Origin of the sequence: Frischella sp. Ac48 (assembly GCF_019641635.1) — a bacterium.
Lineage (GTDB): Bacteria > Pseudomonadota > Gammaproteobacteria > Enterobacterales > Orbaceae > Frischella > Frischella japonica.
On the sequence record NZ_JAETXP010000011.1, the window covers coordinates 42,013 to 62,138 of the forward strand.

16 protein-coding genes and 1 tRNA gene are annotated in these 20,126 nt (G+C 33.7%); 7 read left to right on the forward strand and 10 right to left on the reverse strand.

The window, feature by feature from the left end; translation table 11 throughout:
- Nucleotides 1–81: 81 nt before the first annotated feature.
- Entirely contained in the window at nucleotides 82–1,677 is a 1,596-nt protein-coding gene (locus JMI89_RS08515) for an ABC-F family ATPase (RefSeq protein ID WP_187755237.1), read from the forward strand.
- A 367-nt stretch (nucleotides 1,678–2,044) separates the two neighbouring features.
- Here JMI89_RS08515 and JMI89_RS08520 read toward each other — a convergent pair whose 3' ends face one another.
- The 3 genes from JMI89_RS08520 to JMI89_RS08530 form a co-directional block, all read right to left on the reverse strand.
- The gene (locus JMI89_RS08520; protein WP_187755238.1) at nucleotides 2,045–2,872 is read right to left on the reverse strand and encodes a MetQ/NlpA family ABC transporter substrate-binding protein; all 828 of its coding nucleotides are present in this window, start codon (nucleotides 2,870–2,872) and stop codon (nucleotides 2,045–2,047) included.
- 64 nt (nucleotides 2,873–2,936) lie between these two features.
- Nucleotides 2,937–3,614: a methionine ABC transporter permease gene (locus tag JMI89_RS08525; protein WP_187755239.1), complete on the reverse strand. Its 678-nt coding sequence runs from the start codon at nucleotides 3,612–3,614 to the stop codon at nucleotides 2,937–2,939.
- Complete coding sequence (locus JMI89_RS08530) at nucleotides 3,607–4,647, reverse strand: methionine ABC transporter ATP-binding protein (protein WP_187755240.1); 1,041 nt, start codon at nucleotides 4,645–4,647, stop codon at nucleotides 3,607–3,609. Before JMI89_RS08530 ends, JMI89_RS08525 begins: the two co-directional genes overlap by 8 nt.
- A 358-nt stretch (nucleotides 4,648–5,005) precedes the next feature.
- Between JMI89_RS08530 and JMI89_RS11895 the strand changes: the two genes are divergently transcribed.
- Nucleotides 5,006–5,128, forward strand: a complete 123-nt coding sequence (locus JMI89_RS11895; RefSeq protein ID WP_255562880.1) for a hypothetical protein — start codon at nucleotides 5,006–5,008, stop codon at nucleotides 5,126–5,128.
- A gap of 599 nt (nucleotides 5,129–5,727) precedes the next feature.
- Here JMI89_RS11895 and JMI89_RS08535 read toward each other — a convergent pair.
- Nucleotides 5,728–6,690, reverse strand: a complete 963-nt coding sequence (locus JMI89_RS08535) for an aldo/keto reductase (protein ID WP_187755241.1) — start codon at nucleotides 6,688–6,690, stop codon at nucleotides 5,728–5,730.
- 131 nt (nucleotides 6,691–6,821) lie between these two features.
- On the opposite strand from JMI89_RS08535, the gene JMI89_RS08540 reads away from it, so the two are divergent.
- A complete protein-coding gene (locus JMI89_RS08540) occupies nucleotides 6,822–7,706 on the forward strand; it encodes a LysR family transcriptional regulator (RefSeq protein WP_187755242.1) in 885 nt (294 codons plus the stop codon).
- 128 nt (nucleotides 7,707–7,834) lie between these two features.
- Here the strand turns inward: JMI89_RS08540 and JMI89_RS08545 are convergent, their stop codons facing one another.
- From JMI89_RS08545 to lptF, 6 genes are all read right to left on the reverse strand, one after another.
- The gene (locus JMI89_RS08545) at nucleotides 7,835–9,070 is read right to left on the reverse strand and encodes a M20 family metallo-hydrolase (RefSeq protein ID WP_220679843.1); all 1,236 of its coding nucleotides are present in this window, start codon (nucleotides 9,068–9,070) and stop codon (nucleotides 7,835–7,837) included.
- Nucleotides 9,060–9,551 carry an L-2-amino-thiazoline-4-carboxylic acid hydrolase gene (locus JMI89_RS08550; protein ID WP_187755243.1) on the reverse strand — a complete coding sequence of 164 codons (492 nt, stop codon included), beginning with the start codon at nucleotides 9,549–9,551 and terminating at the stop codon, nucleotides 9,060–9,062. The genes JMI89_RS08545 and JMI89_RS08550 overlap by 11 nt, the downstream gene beginning before the upstream one ends.
- A gap of 54 nt (nucleotides 9,552–9,605) precedes the next feature.
- Complete coding sequence (locus JMI89_RS08555; RefSeq protein ID WP_187755244.1) at nucleotides 9,606–11,987, reverse strand: ABC transporter permease subunit; 2,382 nt, start codon at nucleotides 11,985–11,987, stop codon at nucleotides 9,606–9,608.
- 385 nt (nucleotides 11,988–12,372) lie between these two features.
- A tRNA-Leu gene (locus JMI89_RS08560) sits at nucleotides 12,373–12,459 on the reverse strand.
- A 93-nt stretch (nucleotides 12,460–12,552) separates the two neighbouring features.
- Nucleotides 12,553–13,617, reverse strand: a complete 1,065-nt coding sequence (lptG, locus tag JMI89_RS08565; RefSeq protein ID WP_187755245.1) for an LPS export ABC transporter permease LptG — start codon at nucleotides 13,615–13,617, stop codon at nucleotides 12,553–12,555.
- A 12-nt stretch (nucleotides 13,618–13,629) separates the two neighbouring features.
- Entirely contained in the window at nucleotides 13,630–14,745 is a 1,116-nt protein-coding gene (gene lptF, locus JMI89_RS08570) for an LPS export ABC transporter permease LptF (RefSeq protein WP_187755246.1), read from the reverse strand.
- 261 nt (nucleotides 14,746–15,006) lie between these two features.
- Here lptF and JMI89_RS08575 point away from each other — a divergent pair, with 261 nt between their 5' ends.
- The 4 genes from JMI89_RS08575 to JMI89_RS08590 all read left to right on the forward strand — a co-directional run bounded on the left by JMI89_RS08575 (nucleotide 15,007) and on the right by JMI89_RS08590 (nucleotide 19,979).
- A complete protein-coding gene (locus tag JMI89_RS08575; protein WP_187755260.1) occupies nucleotides 15,007–16,491 on the forward strand; it encodes a leucyl aminopeptidase in 1,485 nt (494 codons plus the stop codon).
- 50 nt (nucleotides 16,492–16,541) lie between these two features.
- Nucleotides 16,542–17,006: a DNA polymerase III subunit chi gene (locus JMI89_RS08580; protein WP_187755247.1), complete on the forward strand. Its 465-nt coding sequence runs from the start codon at nucleotides 16,542–16,544 to the stop codon at nucleotides 17,004–17,006.
- Between the two features lie 116 nt (nucleotides 17,007–17,122).
- Nucleotides 17,123–17,572 (forward strand): DUF3597 domain-containing protein, encoded by a 450-nt coding sequence (locus JMI89_RS08585; RefSeq protein ID WP_220679845.1) that lies wholly within the window; start codon nucleotides 17,123–17,125, stop codon nucleotides 17,570–17,572.
- 952 nt (nucleotides 17,573–18,524) lie between these two features.
- Nucleotides 18,525–19,979 carry a hypothetical protein gene (locus tag JMI89_RS08590; protein WP_187755249.1) on the forward strand — a complete coding sequence of 485 codons (1,455 nt, stop codon included), beginning with the start codon at nucleotides 18,525–18,527 and terminating at the stop codon, nucleotides 19,977–19,979.
- Nucleotides 19,980–20,126: the final 147 nt, after the last annotated feature.

Here is a 20,126-nt window from a genome sequence, read left to right on the forward strand (position 1 = left end):
CACCAATTCGCACCTTATGGCATAATACGCAGAAAATTTTGTTAACCACTCTCATAGTGGTTTTATTTAGAGAGTTAATTCGTGTTAAGTACAAATAATATTACAATGCAGTTTGGTAGCAAACCGCTTTTTGAAAATATTTCCGTAAAATTTGGTGGTGGGAACCGTTATGGTCTTATTGGCGCAAATGGTAGTGGGAAGTCGACCTTTATGAAAATTCTAGGCGGTGATTTGATACCTACTTCAGGAAATGTTGCCATCGACCCACACGAGCGCATTGGTAAATTAAAACAAGATCAATTTGCCTATGAACAATATACTGTTATTGATACGGTCATTATGGGTCATACCGAACTATGGCAAGTAAAACAAGAACGAGATCATATCTATTCGCTCCCAGAAATGAGCGAAGAGGACGGATATAAAGTCGCCGATCTTGAAGTGCAATATGCCGAAATGGACGGTTATAGTGCTGAGTCTAGAGCAGGTGAATTATTATTAGGTGTTGGTATTCCTGTAGAGCAACATTTCGGATTGATGAGTGAAATTGCCCCTGGTTGGAAACTTCGAGTATTGTTGGCGCAAGCGTTATTTTCAGATCCTGATATATTGTTGTTAGATGAACCGACTAATAACTTAGATATTGCTACTATTCGCTGGTTAGAGCAAATACTAAACGAACGTGAAAGTACCATGATTATTATTTCACATGATCGCCATTTTTTAAATATGGTTTGTACTCACATGGCTGACTTAGATTACGGCGAGTTACGCGTTTACCCAGGAAATTATGATGAATATATGACAGCCGCAACTCAGGCTAGAGAGCGTTTATTGGCTGATAATGCTAAGAAAAAAGCTCAAATAAGTGAATTACAGTCATTTGTTAGCCGCTTTAGTGCAAATGCTTCCAAATCAAAACAAGCCACGTCTCGAGCTAAGCAAATTGAAAAAATTCAACTGGAAGAAGTCAAAGCATCTAGCCGTCAAAATCCTTTTATTCGTTTCGATCAAGATAAAAAACTTTATCGTAATGCGCTGGTTGTTGAGGATCTTACAAAAGGATTTGATTCCGTAACACTTTTTAAACAACTTAAGCTGATGGTTGAGGTTGGCGAAAAGGTAGCCATTTTAGGAACGAATGGTATTGGTAAATCCACATTGATCAAAACGTTAATGGGGGAATTAACTCCAGATTGTGGTGAAATAAAGTGGTCAGAAAATGCTAATATTGGTTATTATGCGCAAGATCATGAATACGAATTTGAACAAGATCTAAATCTATTTGATTGGATGAGTCAATGGAAGCAACCTCAGGATGATGAGCAAGCCGTAAGGGGGATTCTTGGCCGGTTACTATTCTCACAAGATGATATCAAGAAAAAAGTGAAAGTATTGTCTGGTGGTGAAAAAGGGCGGATGTTATTTGGTAAATTAATGTTACAACGACCAAACATTATTGTGATGGATGAACCAACTAACCATATGGATATGGAATCAATTGAATCGCTGAACATGGCATTAGAACTTTATAAAGGCACATTATTTTTTGTTTCACATGACCGTGAGTTCGTTAGTTCATTAGCTACCAGAATTATTGAAATTACACCAAATAAAGTGATAGATTATAGCGGAAACTATGAGGATTATTTACGTAGTCAGGGCATTGAAGCTTAGTTAATAATCATTAAATAATAATTTAATTATCGACTAAAAAGGATTTCACTGGCTATAGTTTTAGTGAAATCCTTAGTTTTTTACTATCCATCATGACCAGTATTTTTTTGATTACTTACTAGTATCAATAAAAGTATCAATAAAAACGACCTTTTCTTAATATGTTAAGAGATGATCATCTTGATTAAAATCATTACCCTTTTTTAAACCTTGTTGTGAACTTAATAACTCAGTCAACATCAAATTAATTTTACCCCAACTTTAACCATATCATAACCGGCTGCAATATGATTTTTTAGATAAGCAAATCGATCTTAATCCTTAAAATATTCATTAAGATCGATTTGGATAACTATTTTCTAATCAATTATTTCTGTGGCCAAATAAAGCGACCTTTAGCATCAGGATCCTCATTGATAAAGTTTTTAAGCAGATCTGATTGATACAAATTTTTAACATCTTGAGCCCATTGGGTATTTAGATTTTCTTTTTTTATGACAACCATTAATTCTAAATTTGGCGATAGTTGCTCATAGATTAAAGCATCAGTTGCCGGAATTTTACTTAACCATGCCACTCCCCCTGGCATGATAGCGTAATCAACTTCACTTAACATTCGAGGAATCAACTCTGATAAAACCGATTTAAATTGTAACTGATGAGGATTATTAGCAATATCGGTCAAATTCGCTGTACCTAAGTCAATACCTGGTTTTAACGTGATCCAATTAAGTTTCTGCAACATAATTAAAGCGCGAGCAGTATTAGAAGGATCATTAGGTATAGCTATTGTTTGCCCTTGAGCAATTTCATTAATTGATCGATGTTTTTGGGAATATAGCGCAGCCGGTATTGACGGTATGTGTACTAATGATATCAGATCATTATGTGTTTCTTTATTATAAACATCTAGATATGCCTGATGCTGTGCTGCATTTAAATCGATAAAGCCTTCTACTAAGGCTGAATTGGCATCACGTAACGAGCTAAAATTTACGAGTTTTACAGTATAACCTTGCTTTTCTAATTCAGGTTTGACTAAGCGCTCCATTAAAATATTATGCATACTCGGTGGCAAACCTACCACTATTTCTTTCTTTTCTACTGAATTAGCAGACGTTTTAGACTGATGATCACAGCCTGATAACATCAAGGCTAATAACAACATAAATGGAAGATAGAAAAACGGCTTCATACAAATTCCTTAGTAACTTTTGTTTAAGTGAGAAAATATGTTTATTAAGATACTTAAAGACAATTTAAGTTTCACGATGATGATTGCGTATTGATTTAGATAACTTATTACCAATAGTTTGAATGATTTGAACAATAATAATCAACGTAATAATCGTGGTAATCATGGCAACATGATCGAAGCGATAGTAACCATAATTTAGTGCTAAATCACCAATACCACCAGCGCCAATAGTACCAGCAACCGCAGTTGCGCCGATTAAACCAATCGTTGCTGTGGTATAAGTTAATACCAAAGATGATTTTGCTTCTGGTAATAAAAAATGCCAAATCACTTGCCAAGTTGTCGCGCCCATAGCATTTGCCGCTTCGATAATCCCATTATCAACTTCTAATAATGAATTTTCTACCAGACGAGAAATATAAGGGCTAACAAAGAATATTAACGGTAATATTGCCGCTGTCGTACCATATGATGTACCGATGATAAAATAACTTAATGGCAATACGGATACTAATAAGATCAACGATGGAATAGAACGAACAATATTAATAATCGTATTTAAAATAGAATAACAAATCTTATGTTCAGCAATACCGTTCGGCTTTGTAATAACCAATATTACTGCAAATAGTGTTCCCAATATTGCCCCGAAAAAAAGTGATATTCCAACCATAAAAAAGGTTTGATATAGGGAAACAAAAAATAACTCAGGCGTTAATAAGGTATTAAAATCAAACATAATTACCATCCTTATCCAGTTTAGCTATTCGGACTTGTTTACGCTTTAAAAAATCAATCGCTTCCTCAACATCATTCGATTCACCTTCAATATTAACAAACATATAACCAATCACATTTTCTTGAATATCAATCATATTAGAAAAGAGGATATTGATTGAAATTTTGCCACAATCACGCATTATTGCGTCACTAAGGACCGAATGTCGACACGAAGATCCCAAAAATTCGAGGCGGTAAATATTATTAATGTCATGTTTAAGCATATTGTTTAAAATTCTGATAGGCAATTTGTCATAAATAACTGCATTAACAAATTTACGTGTTACGGGGGAGGCTGGATTTTGAAATATATCGACCACATTACCTTGTTCAACTATCTTACCATTTTCCATGACTAACATATTATTACAAATATGTTTAAGAACACTCATTTCATGCGTAACAATAATTATGGTGACTTTTTGTTGCTGATTAATACGCTTAAGTAAATCTAAAATTGCGCGGGTAGTTTGAGGATCTAATGCTGATGTCGCTTCATCACATAGTAAAATTTTTGGCTTATTAGCGAGAGCTCTAGCAATACTTACACGTTGTTTTTGACCACCTGATAATTCACTAGGATAAGCCTGTTTCTTATCTTTTAGTTCAACAAAATCAAGTAATTCATCAACTACCTTATCACGATCTTGTTTTGGTACACCAGTGAGTAATAAAGGAAGAGCGATATTTTCAGCAACGGTTTTACTTTCTAACAAATTAAAACCTTGAAAAATCATACCAATTTTCTGCTTCATTTGGCGGATTTCATGGTGAGTAAATTTAGCTAAGTTATGACCATCAATGATCACATCACCTGAAGTCGGTTTTTCCAGCGCATTGATAAGACGAATTAAGGTGCTTTTACCAGCTCCACTGTAACCAATAATACCAAAAATATCCTGATCATTAATAGTGATATTAATATCATTCAATACTTTAATTTCTTGTTTATTATGATAAAAAGATTTACAAACACGTTTTAATTCAATCATGAGGAATCTTACACTTATTAAGTTAATACCTATGTATCATAAACAGCTAAGGTCACTTGTTAGCGAGCTGTTACACAATAGATAAAGTTACAAACTAAATAGCCTTTTTGTTAACTATTCGGTTAAAAATTCCTACTGAATTGTGCTTTTATTTGAATTATCATTGACTAATCATCACAATTTTAATATTAAAAACATATAATTAGCAATTTTATTTTATAAAATAAATAGTTATACCCTAAGATTCAATCAAAATTGCCAATTGCGTATTCCCATTTAATCAATAAATTTCTGTTAATTCGAAAAAACTTTTCAAATAAAGATAAAAATGAAATAACCTTTTATAGTTATGTTTCTTATGACAACGGCGATTTATACCGAAATTGTGCCAAATCAAGATGCGATACCCGACACCATAAAGCATTCGGAAGGTAAACCATTTTTTGCAGAAAAAATGCAGGATTTAACTGCTAATTATTAATTTGATAAATTAACCGATAATTTTGATAACAGAGTGCTTTTAAATTGACTGAAATCAAAAGCGATACATTATTACTCACACTAATCAGCTCTCTTTGTTAGCTTTATTTTAAATTAAATTTAGCTAATTATCTGTTAGCATCAAATACCTTAGGATTTAGCTTGAAAGATATTTTCTGGAAAATTATTCTGGTGGGTTGGTTTGAAATAAAGTATTACAGTTATTTCTCATAAAATATAACATAATTATTAACGTATTTTCCGAAGCGATGTTTTTTTATCCAGATTTAGCTGGAAAATAGAATGACGACAGATCACGTGAACATGAAATAACTGAAAGTAAAAATATTCTACCGGTAGTTAAAACTCAAACTAATGACTATCATGATTTATGGCTAAGAAATTTTGATTTAAAATGACATCAAGCTTTTTGGGCCTAATGAAAAATAGCGTTATTTAGTAAAATAACTCATGTCAATATTTATATTAATGTATTTTATTTACGCCTTAAATTGAATCCACTCGAACATAAATTTGCTGTTTGAGCGGATTATTATCTTAGTGTATTAACATCAATAATATCAGCTATTAAATGACTTACTAAAGTGCACCTACGATACGATGTGGTAGGTAAAACGCCTCAAGTTGGGCAATATCTTCTTTTGATAACGAAATATTTAAAGAAGCAACAGCATCATCAAGATATTGTGTTTTTGTTGCACCGATAATAGGGGAGGTGACCCCTTTAGCAAATTGCCATGCTAATGCTATTTGTGTCATCGTCACACCATAATTTTCTGCCAATTCCTGAACTTTTTGCACAATATTACTATCCGTTTTTTCAGTACTATCATATTTAGTTATAGCAGTTTGATCCGTTTTACTACGTAAAGTATCAGTATGCCATGCTAAACGTGCTAGCCTACCAGCAGCTAATGGGCTATAGGGTGTCAATGCAACATTAAATTGCTTACAAATAGGAATAAGTTCACGTTCATCTTCACGATAGAGTAAATTATAATGATTTTGCATCGAAACAAACGTCGTCCAACCATTTTGAATAGCCGCTATTTGCATATTATAAAATTGATAACCATACATCGCTGAAGCACCTAGCGCTCTTACTTTTCCCGCTTTAACTAAATTATGTAATGCTGCCATGGTTTCTTCAATCGGGGTATTATAGTCATAGCGATGAATGATATACAAATCAACATAATCTGTACCTAATCGCTTAAGCGAACCATTTATTTCTCGCTCAATAGCTACTTTAGAAAGTTGACCTTCATTAAAATAGACTTTCGTTGCTAAAATAACTTTATCACGTGCGATATTTTTCTTAAGTGCGCGACCAAGATATTCTTCACTGGTACCAGCAGAATAAGTATTTGCAGTATCAATAAAATTAATACCTAGATCCAAAGCATGTTTAATTATTGCTTCACTTTCATTAGGATTAAGGGTCCAAGCGTGCATGTTACTGGCAGGGTCGCCAAAACTCATGCATCCTAAACAAAAACGAGAAACGTTAAATTCAGCATTACCGAGTTTTACATAATCCATAAATTTCCTCTCTGCTAATAGTTAATGATAACTAAATGATAGTATCTAATAAATTTTAGACCCTTTAATTATTGAGATAAACAAATGATTGATTTATAGTATGCTGAATTAAATTCATTAATTAAACTATCATGAATAACTTCAATGAGTTAAATTATTTTATTACCATTGCTCATGCCAAAAGTTTTGCCAAAGCGGCCAAGTCACTTAGTATTTCACCATCCGCACTTAGCCACAGTATGCGCAGTTTGGAAAGCCGTCTGGAATTACGTTTATTTAATCGTACCACCCGTAGCATCTCTTTGACCGAAGCTGGTGAACAGCTGTATCACCAAATCGCACCATTATTCCAATCAATCAATAATGAAGTGAATGCATTAAGCGATTTTCGGAAAACACCTTCTGGTACAATCAGAATAAATGCGGCAAACCTTGCAGTCGAAACAATTATTTATCCCAAATTACGACATTTTTTAAACCGTTATCCACAAATCACCATTGAAATTCATTGTGATAATAATTGGGTCGATATTGTCAAGCAGGGATTTGATATGGGTTGTCGAATAGGTGACGACTTGCCAAAAGAGATGATAGCGATGAGGATTTCAGATCCTTTGAAAATGGCATTGGTCGCAAGTCCTGAATATTTTAAAAACAGAGCGATACCTAAACAAATTCAAGCATTAAATCAACATCAATTAATCGGTTTACGTATTTCAGCCCAACACGGAACAGAATTACCATGGGAATTTGTCGAAAATGACAATATTATCAAATATCATCCGTCATCCCACTTTTTGATAAATAACCATTTACGGAAACAAGCGGCCTTAGATGGATTAGGTATTACCTGGATTGGACTTCCTGAAGTAGCAAATGAGTTGGCAACAGGTAGTTTGATAGAGTTATTACCAAAATATGCTATTACTTATGAGCCTTTTTACATTTATTATCCAAACCGAAAAGGGCATACAAATGTGTTCAAATTAGTTTTAGAAGCATTAAAGTGTGAGTAATAGCAAATATTTATTTGCCTTAAAAATCTACGATATCTCCGCCATTATTTGTCAATATAATGCATTGTATGATGAAATACTTAGAGTTATGTTAAACAACTAGTATTATTATTTCATTTTCCATTAGTTTATGTCGCCAATGTTAATAAGCTATCTAATAATACATTAGCGCCAGCTTCACACCAGGAACGCGTGATTGCCTCAGCTTCATTATGGCTAATTCCTTTAACGCATGGAATAAATATCATTGAAGTCGGGGCAACAGTACTAATATAGCATGCATCATGCCCTGCACCAGAAATTATATCTATGGCAGGGTAGTGATATTTGTTCGTTGCTTTTCGAATGGTTTCGATACATTTTGGATCAAAATCGATAACCGGCATGGTCAAAACTCGCTTTATTTCAATCTGTAAATTTAACTGTTTTGCTATGACTGTTAACTCTGCACGTAATTCTGTTTCTAAGCGTTGTAATAGATCAGCTTCATAGTGACGCATATCAATCGTAAAAAAAGCTTGATCAGCAACCACATTGCGAGAATTGGGGCTAGTAGTTAACATACCGACAGTTAATCTCACATCACCACTACTTGGTTTGAGTGCTAATTGGTTCAGGGCAGTAATGCATTGTGCCATACCCACAATGGCATCTTGACGCATCGTAACAGGAGTAGTACCGGCATGAGCGGCAAGCCCAGTTAAATTGACTTCAAACCAACGTTGTGCAAAAGCGCCTTTTACGATACCTATCGTCTGATTAAGGTTTTCTAAAATTGGTCCCTGTTCTATATGAGCTTCTATCATGGCTTTAATTGGTTGATTCTGAACCTGATCGGTTCCTAAATATCCAATCTGCTCTAAAGCTTCTTTGACACTAATACCATCTCTATCTTGGATCAAGTATGCTTGTTCAACAGCTAATTTACCTGTAAATACCGCTGCGCCCATCATTGCAGGTACAAAACGAGAACCTTCTTCATTTGTCCACATCACTAATTCGATAGGATGGCGAGTCTGTACATTAAAATCATTTAAGGTGAGTAAAACTTCTAGCCCTGCCAATACTCCGTAAATACCATCATACGCCCCCCCCCTTGGTTGACTGTCGCCATGTGAGCCAGTCATAACAACAGGTAGATCTTCACGCCCAGCACGCCGAATGAAAATATTACCGATATTATCAATACGAACCTTAAAACCAGCAGCTTGACTATGTTTAATGAGTAAATCGCGAGCTTGCTTATCTAATTCGGTGAGAGCTAAACGGGTAACGCCGCCATTATCGGTTTTACCGATCTGAGCAAAATCATGTAGTAACGTTTCAAGGCGATCAACATTAACACTAAGTTGTTTAATCATCATTATTTTCCGCCTGTAATCGGTAACGAAAATCGCACATTCCTTCTCCCATCATTATGGTATGAGCGCGGTCTAATTTGACATGAGGAGCATATCCTTCGATAAATTTACTATCTCGGTTACAGGATAATAAAAAACCGATTTCAGCCAGTCCCATCTCGTTATACATTTCTGCATAACGACAACGGTGAACATTATAGTCATATTTTTCATGATCATTTTCAAGCACTGAGATAGTAAGCGCATCATCTTGCTCCCAAAGATGTTGCAATGCCACAAAACTTTCTACACTCGTCACACCGTTAGGTTCTTTGGCGGCAAACTCTTTACCAGCATTTACAGCGGCTTGTGCAACTGCTTCACCAATGATTTTTTTAGCGATATCTTTGCCATAATCACGGATCAATATTTCATAAATCGGCTTAATAATTTCAGCCTCTATTTTACGTCGTTGTAAAATACCTATTTCAGGAAATTCTTGCATTATGTAATCCTTAAAGCTAGTTATTATTTAACAGTTAATGACATTAAAGCGTAATCAATGTTCACTTTGATTTAAAAACTGCTGTAAGCGCCTATTATCAAGAGCTCGTAATTGTTCAGGCGCCTTATCATGCACAATCTCACCGTGCTCCATAAAAATAATTCGGTTAGAAACTTTAAATGCAAAAGACAGTTCATGTGTCACAATTAACATGGTCATCCCTTCCGCCGCTAGTTGAGCTATAATAGATAAAATATCATTGACTAATTCTGGATCTAATGCTGAAGTCGGTTCATCAAATAACATGATGCTTGGTTTCATTACTAAGGCACGTGCAATTGCTACACGTTGTTGTTGCCCTCCAGAAAGTTGATGTGGGTACTTATGCATTTGTTCTGACATGCCAACTTTATTTAATAAGGAAAAGGCTAGTTGTTTACTTTGTTGAAGGTCTAAACCATGATACTCAGGAGCAAGTAATAGGTTTTCTAACACGGTTTTGTGTGGAAATAAATTAAAATTTTGAAATACCATTCCAACATGGACGATACGCTCATAAAATTGCTTGTCATGTACTTTACCGCCTTCAATAAAAGTGTGGCCTTCAAAATCAATCGTTCCGTGATCTAAATTTGATAATCCATTAATTAAGCGTATCAACGTGGTTTTTCCTGAACCTGATGGACCAATGATCGAGATAACATCCCCCCAACTAACATTAAAATTGATATCTTTTAATATCTGAGTTTGATCATAATATTTATTTAAATGTTTGAGTGCTAATACAAATTCACTTTGATTAGGTCTTGATGGGGTTACAGGATTATTTAGTGTTATATTCGAGGTTAAAATATCGGATTCAAGCGTTTTTACACTTGTGCGCTTAGTAATATCTAAGTAGTTTTCGAATCGCTTAATTAACCAAGTCACAATTGTCACGATAGCGACATAATAAATCGCAACTATGCTTAATGTTTCAATAACTAAAAAATTACGCGTATAAAGCTGCTGTCCGACTAATAAAATTTCTGTTAATGAAATGACTGAAACCAATGAAGTTAATTTTACAATGGTCACTAGTTGATTGGTCAGGGGTGGCAAAGCAATTCGCAGCGCCTGTGGAAATACCACCTTGGTTTGAACTGCCCAAAAACCTAGTCCCAGAGCTTTACCAGCATCCAATTGATCACTAGAAATCGCTTGTAAAGCACTTCGATGAATTTCCGCCATGTAAGCACTTTCACTCAAAACCAAAGCTATCAAACCGGCCCAAAAAGGATTAGACAAAACAGTACTACTTGCTTCCCAGAATCGAGGCAGACTATAAATATAAATTAATAAGACCAACAACGGTAAACTACGAAACAACCAAATATAAAATGCCGTTAATTGATGCAGAATAAGCGTTTTAGAACGGTTTCCTAACGCAATAAAAAGTCCAAAAATCATCGCACTAATCCATGCCAAAATACTTAATGCAATAACAGTAGCACTGGCTTTAGCAAAATTAACATTGAACAATTCAGTAATAAAATAGTGCCAGTGAAATCCATATTGCTTAATCTGCGTGGTTTGCTTCAGATTTCCTTGTAAATCAGTTGCAATATATTCGAGATTGTCAGCAAGTAATGTTAGATTAGGGTAGGCTAAATTATATTTTTTTACCAATGCATCATATTCACCGGATTTTCTTACTAACTTAATAAGATCAATTAAATATTGTTTAAACTCATGGTCATTCTTGCGCACTGCTAAGCCAATTAATACGGGGTTAAGCATATTTTTACTCGTTATCTTTAATGCATGATTTAACTGGTTTATGACCATTTGTGCAACGGCGGCATCTTCATATTGTACATCAACCCCATGTGCGAGTAGTGCTTGAGATGCTTCGGGAGCGCTAGGAAATTCCTTTACTATAATTGGTTCTAAATGATGAGACTGGCAATACGTCTGGCTGACCTGATTCATAGTTTCAATCCAAGCAGCGCCCTTCATTGATGAAACACGTTTACCGCATAAATCTTCAAGCGTTTGTGGATTAAACGTATCACCTTGACGGACCAACAAAACACCACCGGTTTGTAAATAAGGAATAAAATCCACTTGTTTAGCCCGAGTTCCATTTACATATAACGCACTGGCTACCACATCATAGTGATCAGATTCCAAACCAATAATAATATTTTCAATCCGAGTATCATTGAATTGAGCTGTTGTCTGTGCTTTTTCAGCTAATAAGCGCATAAAATCCGGATCAAATCCTTTCGGTTGGTTATTTTCTAGATATGCAAAGGGGGCATATGTTAAATCTATTCCTACTCGCAATGTATTTGAATGATTATTTGTCTTAGCAACAGCCGTAGTGGTCAAACAAAATATCGCTAAGGTAATAAAATTGAAAATAACGTTTTTAAGTCGTCGGAAACAATACATGATTATTTATCCTTATTCTATCTACCATTAGCGAGTAATGACACTTTATTAGTAGTGATTATAATTTGATGAAAAAATTAAAATAATAATATATGGTCATATGGATATGTGATTTAGGAATATGTTTAAAAAACTTATATTTATTGCTGTGATCGTGGTGATTTAAAGAAGTAATATTAAAATTAGTTGCTTAATACCATAACATGCAAAAACAAATTATAATTTTTAACTTTTTTGAATAATATAATTTTTTATTGAATTACTCGTTCTTGGAAAAAGAGGATAGCGATATTTTAAATATGGTTATTTTATATTAATTAAAATAAGAAAGCTTAGATAGGGCAGGCTAATAAGATCGATTAAAATAAACCGCTCGTTTAAAACTTGGTGCCAGTGGTCGGACTCGAACCGACACGCTTTTAAGGGCGGCGGATTTTGAATCCGCTGCGTCTACCGATTTCGCCACACTGGCACAGGAGGTAAATAAGGTAAACGTTGGCATTATACCCAGCTGATATTTGTATGCAACAATAATTATACTTTTTTATATTAAATGCCGAAAAAATCAGCTTTTCCGGCTAAAAAGAAAATAACAGATAGCTAAAAACAGTATACTTGATATCAATGCACCAATAATTGGAGGCAATCCAATGAAAATAGTAATTTTAGAAAATAGGTTGTCAGCAATATAGAAAATAAATCCGACAAAAACACCCGTCACTACTCGGAACCCCATTGGCACACTACGTAGTGGACCAAATATAAACGATAAAGCTAATAACAGCATGACGGTAATAGATAATGGTTTGAGAATTTTTTTCCAAAATAAAAGTTCATAATTGCTGAAGTCTTGTCCAGAAGACTTTAAATATTGTGAATACTGATATAATCCCGAAGCGGATAAAGAATCAGGATCTTGTGCCACAATGTTTAATTTATCGGGTGTAATTGTGGTATTCCATTGCATATGAAATAAATTGCTATTTTGAATCTTCTTAGGATTGGTTAAATCGGTTTTATCAACTTGAACTAATTGCCAATGATTATTTTCAAACGTTCCGTAAGCAGCATGAGTTATAGCGGTTAAAATTCCATCTTTGGTCGAATATATATCAACATTAGAGATGGAAAAATCAGCATTAACTTTACCAATATGAATAAAATCGTTATTATCTTTGGCCCAAATACTGCTTTGCGATGCTAATAATGAACCACCATATAATTTCTCAGAACGCATATTTCGAGCGGTTTGTTCACCAAGTGGGGCAACCCATTCGCCCACTGCCATGACGATTAAGACCATCGGTATAGCCGTTTTTAATACAGACTTAACAATATTAAGACGACCAAAACCAGAAGTTTCCATGACAACCAGCTCGCTTTTAGAAGCCAACATACCAAGTCCAATTAATGCGCCAATTAACACAGCAATAGGAAAGAATAATTCTATATCCTTAGGAACCATAAAAAGCGAGTATAACGCAGCAGAAAAAGCAGTGTAATCTACTTTTACTCTCCTTAATTGATCAATAAAGCGAATAATACCTGATAAGCTAATCAATAAAAATAACGTTATACTAATCATACTTATAATCGTTTTGCCGATATAGCGATCTAAAATAGTAAACATTACGATAATTCCTTATACAGCTAAACGATTATTAGTTAACTTATAACGCATTTTTTTTATTGGTAACGTATCCCAGATATTAAAGATAATCGCCAAGAAAACATAAGTGCCATTAACCAGATAAAACCATAAAGCAGGATCTAACCTACCTTTTGCTGCATTAGCTTTTATTGAACTTTCTAATAAGAAATAGATTAAATAGAGCAAGATCGCAGGCAAAACCTTTGCTAATCGACCTTGTCTTGCATTTGCTACGCTTAACGGAATCACCAAAAAAGCCATTAATGGAACAGATATGATCAATGTTAAACGCCAGTAATATTCAGCCCAAGCCTTTGGCGTATTGATCTGTCGCAATTGGCTTAATGAGCTTTGGTCAACATCATTGGCATTTTTATAATCTGACTCTTTTAATTCTTTACTTTCAATAATACCTTGATAATGATTAAAATTTGATATTCTAAAATCTTTCAATTTTGCCGACCCTTCATAACGATTGGCATTTTCCAATATAATTATTTGATTATTATTAGCATCAGTCATTATTTGACCTTTGTTTGCCATAATAATATTAGGTCGTTGGGATTTAGAGTGATTGGTGCTAGCAATAAAAACATTTTCAATGGTATTATTTTTTGCACTACTAATATAAATTACTGCATCACCTTGGGGAGTTTTTTGAAATTGCCCAGCTAATAATCCGGCCAAGCTAGGATTTAATTTTGCATTTTCAACTAGTTGTTCTTGTTGCAAATCAGACCAAGGACCAAACCAAACAATATTACCAATAGCAAAAACACAAGTAACAAAAGATAAAAAGAAGACCACTTTATAGATGATGTTTTTACTTACACCGCAAGCATACATTGCGATCATTTCTTGATCAATATAAAAACGACCAAGAGTTATTAATATTCCCAAAAATAAGCTTAATGGCAAAATAAGCTTTGCCATATCGGAAATGCCTAACAAAAGAAGAGGCATGACTAAATTGGTCGGAATGCCACCATCCACCGCATTAGATAAAATTCTGATAAGTTTTTGTGAAAAGAAAATCATTAACAATATAAAAAGTATTGCTAACTGCGATTTGAAAGTCTCTTTTGTAATGTAACGACGAATTATCACGCGAACTTTGCCTACAACAATAAATTAACAAGAAATGACTTGCTATTATAACTTGAAATTGTTCATTTCGTTATTAATTTTTAGTGATATTAGTTCCTTAAATGCTAAATTTATGATAAATAGTCATCAATTTATATGATATGGTTATCCATAATGGATAGTGTTATCAAATAATAGAAATGAATTGCAATAAATGATTTGATATTATTTATATTCTCAATATACCAAAAATCCAACAGACTATATTATAGAGGTTCAATGATGAAGTTCCAGATTAAACAATGCGATTTATTTAAACAAGAAACAGACTGTTTAATTTTAACCATTTCTCAAGGAGAAAAACAAACTACTTATGTAGAGAAATTTGACCAACTTACTGATAGTTTAATTAGCAATTTAATCAAAAAAGGCGATTTTAAAGCAAATATTGGTGAAACATTAACATTATATCAAGTTCCGAATATTGCAGCTCATAAGGTGTTATTAGTGGGAGTTGGCGAACAAGGAAATGACCATATAATAAATCTCAAAAAAATCACCCAAAATATAGCTGATAAATTCCATAACTTAAATAGTAAATCGATACTTTTTGCCATACCTGATAATATTAAATTAGATAATTATAATTTCATTCGTAGCTTTATTGAAAATCTCAATCATCATTGTTATCGCTTTAATGACTATAAAACGACCAAATCCAAAGTGACGTTACCAGAAAATGTCTTTTTGGTTTTAGGTGATAATGTGACCGCTGATAAAGTAGAGCTGGCTATTACGCATGGACAAATCGTTGCTAATGCAGTTAATGCTACAAAATCATTGGCTAATCAACCGGCAAATATTTGTAATGCGCAATATTTAGCAGATAAAGCTGAGCAGTTAAGTGAAAAACACCATCATTTAACGTTTTCCTTTTATGATGAACAAGCCTTATCATTGCTTAAAATGGAGGCTTATCTAGCTGTTGGTCGAGGTTCTGACAACGAGTCAATCATGACAGTCTTAGATTATCGTGGTGCTAAAGATAAAAAAGCAATGCCAATTGTGTTAGTTGGTAAAGGTCTTACCTTTGACTCAGGTGGTATATCGATTAAACCTTCTGCCAATATGGATGAAATGAAATATGATATGTGTGGTGCTGCAACAGTATATGGTGTTATGCAAGCGATAGCCGAACTTAATTTACCTATTAACGTGATCGGCGTGATGGCTGGTTGTGAAAACATGCCAAGCAGTAAATCCTATCGCCCTGGTGATATTTTGACAACTATGTCAGGTCAAACTGTTGAAGTTATTAATACAGATGCTGAAGGGCGTTTGGTTTTATGCGATGTCTTAACCTTTGTAGAACGCTTTAAACCAAGAGCTGTGATTGATATCGCAACGTTAACTGGTGCATGTATCGTGGCTTTAGGTCATCATTATACTGGGGTTATGGGTAATAATGAACAACTTGTTACACAACTTGTTGAAGCATCGCAAAAAGCCAATGATAAAGCTTGGGCTTTACCAATGGATGATGATTTCCAAACACAAATTGATTCTACCTGTGCCGATATTGTAAATTCAGCCGGTCGTGATGGTGGCACAATTACCGCTGGCTGTTTTTTATCTCGTTTTACAAAAAATTATCATTGGGCACACTTAGATATTGCCGGTACAGCTTGGACTTCGGGTACAAAAAAAGGTGCAACAGGTAGACCAGTTGCGCTATTAATCCAATACTTAATGGATCAATGTCAATGAATCTATAACTAAACATGATTTAGTTTTACACTTATTTATAGGGGACAATAATGCTGAAAAAAGTCATTTTTTATCTGATTGAACATATAGAAATTAATAACAATGAGTCATCATTATTGTTACCTCATGAAAAATTAGCCTGTGAGCAAATTATTGCCAATTGGCAACAAGGTTTACGAATTTTGGTTACTTGTCAGGATCAACAACAAGCTGAGCGAATTGATGAATACTTATGGCAATTAAATCCCGACAGTTTTGTTCCTCATAATTTAGTTGGTGAAGGTTTAAGCAATGGTTCCCCTGTCGAAATTGCCTGGGTAGGAAAAAGGGGAAATGGTAATCGCCAATTATTAGTTAACCTGCAAGAAGAATTTCCAGAATTTTCACCTACTTACCATTATATTATTGATTTTGTTCCAGACGATGAAAGACTCAAAGCATGTGCTAGAGAAAGATATCAAGCTTATAAAACTCTTGGATTCAAACTTAAAACAATTAATGTTAAACAAAACTAATTATATTTACATTCCGCTATTTGGATATAACCCATTGACATACAAGAACTTTTAAGATTAACTATTTATGTTGTTCCATGTATATTTATAAATGTAGATCTTAAAAGGGGTTATAAATGAGTATTTTGCAAAGTATTTTTTCTAAAATTATTCCATCATCATTCGGTAATGTTATGGGTAATATAAAAGATAAAGTCGAAAATGCAGCGAAACAAGCTAAAGATGCAGTAACAAATCACAGTGATGATTCAACGCAAAATCAATCCAATTCAAATCAACAACCTAATCAAACTAATACTTCGGCAGAGGCAAATCATATTGACGTAGTTGCCATTCTTGATGGTTTAGCTAACAAGAATCCTCAAAAACTTAATTGGCGTTCTTCAATTGTCGATCTTTTAAAACTACTTGGTTTAGATAGTAGTTTAGATGCGCGCAAAAAATTAGCGGCTGAATTAAATTATCAAGGCAATACTAATGATAGCGTAACGCTAAACACTTGGTTACATAAAGAAGTAATGAAGAAAATTGCTGAAAAGGGTGGTAACGTAAAAGATCTATTTTAATCACTAGATTATCAATTAAATCAGTATTTATCGTATCTTTATCCTTAAAATGAATAACGTTAAATACTGATTTGATTTTTTTATTATATTAACCATTTAAATTCGCAATATTCAATTTTTTTAAGCTTAAAATACTTAATGCTTTTAGACATTATTTTATTTAACGTTATAAATACTTATTCATTTTGGTCGGATTTGTTGCACAACATAAAGACACACAAGATAAAACCTGTGGCCCCAAAAATCGAATAGCTAATTTATAAACCAAGTAATAAAGCAATTATTTCGCCTTAAATGATGATAAGATAGTGTAATTCTGACCATACAATGTCAACTCATAAGTATACATATTAGGCATGTGTTTAAACTAACCATTATGGTTTCATGAATTCGTAAACATACGATGCTGGACGATAATAAGATATTTGTCGTGCTCTATTGTTCAAAAATCCAACCCTAGCTAATTAAACTTTTATTTTATAAAGAATTAACTTGCTAAGTACAGCATCGAAAAATTAACATTAGTCATTATCTAACGCCAGCTCATGTATAGTTAAATATCTATGTCTGTAGGATACCCAATATTTTCTACTACTCAATTAAGTCGAATTAAATCAATTGGTCTAAATTTACTGGTAAAAATGCTGTAGTAATACACGTTAACGATTTATTCACTAGCAAAACGGTTCGGGTATTTACCCTGATCATTAACGTCTAGCACAATAAATAAGCTAGTGGGAAAGTTCGCTGAAAAAGATAAAGCCAAAAGCGACAAGATTGATTATAAAAATACTAAAAGGTAATTTTATTAATCAGTTTAATTGTCATTCTTATATTGATTATTGACGATGAGATACCTTATACTTTTTTACAAACCATAATAGGTATAAAAAATTATAAAACAATTTAAAAGTAACAAATATTACTTAAAAACAATAAACAGGAATACAATATGTTCAAATTTATCCGCCTTTTTCAAAAGAAAAAACTAGTACTATTTAATTTAAGCTTGCTCTTTTTTACCAATGAAGCCACATCAATTTCCGCAACTTCTTTAAAAAGCATCCAAGGCTCTGCGCCTTATCTAATTTTTGATGGGCAACAATCGGACGATCTATCCCCCTTATTAACAGTCAAATTGCCCGCTCCTGATGGTATTACTACTATTACTAAAAATACTAATTCCAGTGCTAACGACCCAATAATATTAGCCAGCAACACTAAATTTTCAGATATAGAAACTTTTGTAAAACTGCCATCTGAAAATAACACATACCCTAAAATTCAATTGAGTAATGTCCTTGCAAATTCGTGGGGCGACGAAGACGGAGATGAGGTAAACTTTGCAAGCAATAATGAATCTTTAACGTTATCTTGGTCCGATAATGAGGGGAATAGTCTGACAGAGGAAATAAAAAATAACCAGAATATGGAATTAGATCCTTGTTATGCGCCATATAAATTAACATTATCTGCAGACCAATTCACACTTCGTACAGATTATGGCGTTCCTAGAGATTCTAATTATCAATCTGTCGCACATGATTATTATTTTTATCCAGAAATTTCTTCAGGCGTTAAATTTTGTTATGCGCAACCAAATCTTGATAATCAGGATAATTTCGATACGAACAGTTGGAAAAAAAACATAGGCTTTGTCACTTATGATAAAAACAACCCAGAAAAAAATTTTCCAACAGTCGGCTCGAATAATTTATTTTTTGATATAAAATTTGTCGGAAATTTAAGTGTTAAGAATATTATTAAATTCAATGGTGATGTTGTCACAAATAGCCGCAGTCAGATAAAGTTAAATTTAAGTGAGCATGATGGAAAATTAAGAGTGACTTTAAAAGGACCTAGATATAATAACTTCTTAACTGACTTTAAAAATTCATATTTTGTATTATACGCTGATGAAAATCAAACCAAACCATTTTACTCATTCATTATAAAGCGCTGGTTTATTGCCTACCCTTATGCGCCTATCTCTTATGAACTCATTGATGAAAGGCGTTGTTATGAACAATTATCTACTCAAAACACCAAGTATTTTGTGCCAAATGTATTAGATTTTACAAACGCTGACAGTGGAGATGGTGATCCTCTCGAATGGCAACATGGTATTCAAGGGGTTGGTCCCAATTACCAAAGAAAGATTAGCTTTCAACGAGAAAGAGGTCTATGGATAGGCGGTTTATTCACAGAATGGGGTAAAGTAACCCAAGAATATTATCCTGATAGTGATTGGCCAAAATATGATCATGATGCATATTATTGGACTATGGATAGACGAAAGAAAGAAAACAAAAATCAGCATTATGTTGTTGGAACAAATACTGGCTTAATTAGTTTCAAAGAAGATACAAATAATACTATCTATAGCAGTTGTGTGGCTTGGGAATAAGTTATTTACCGAGGAACCTTATACCATATTAGGGTATAAGGTTTTTTGCTATATCTCATTTAATAATCTTTTTTACTTTATATTACAATCAATTCATTAAAACAATAAACCTTGATTAAGCTTTAATCAACCACTCCATTTTTTTCT